This window comes from Bacillus sp. IT-79MI2 (assembly GCF_949768135.1).
GTDB classification, from domain to species: Bacteria; Bacillota; Bacilli; order Bacillales; family Bacillaceae_G; genus Bacillus_A; species Bacillus_A pseudomycoides.
Genome location: NZ_CATKPV010000006.1, coordinates 1 through 492 on the forward strand (window position 1 = coordinate 1; position 492 = coordinate 492).

The 492-nt window shown below is 37.8% G+C and carries 1 pseudogene; it reads right to left on the reverse strand.

The window, feature by feature from the left end:
• Positions 1-322, reverse strand: a pseudogene (locus tag ACM6HU_RS00055) (IS6 family transposase); the annotation flags it as partial.
• Between the last annotated feature and the right edge of the window lie 170 nt (positions 323-492).

Here is a 492-nt window from a genome sequence, read left to right on the forward strand (position 1 = left end):
GCCTTCTGGTCTCTTGTTTTGTTTAGGAAAAAATCAATTGTGTTTCCTTTCGAATCAACAGCACGATACAAATACATCCATTGACCTTTTACTTTGATATATGTTTCATCGACTCTCCAAGAGTCATTTGTTTGTTTGAGGTGACGACGGATTCGTTTGTCCAATTCAGGACCATACTGATGAACCCAACGCGAGAAATGGATAAACCCCGTTCTTCTAGCATTTCCACCAAATCACGAAAACTAAGGTTGTACCGTAGGTACCATCTTACCGTTAACAAAATAATATCAGGCTGATAATGCTTCCATTGGTTCTGGTGCAAATACTTAGGAAAGATATAAAGAGGCGAAAAGTTTCCTAGAGGAATCTAGTCTTAAGCAGCAATTCCAAATAGTTGATGGATGAACTTCACTTGATTTTGGACAGACTTGTCCAGTAAAACAAGTTGCCCTTTTTTTACCATATACATAGCTTCTATTCCAGAAATAATGG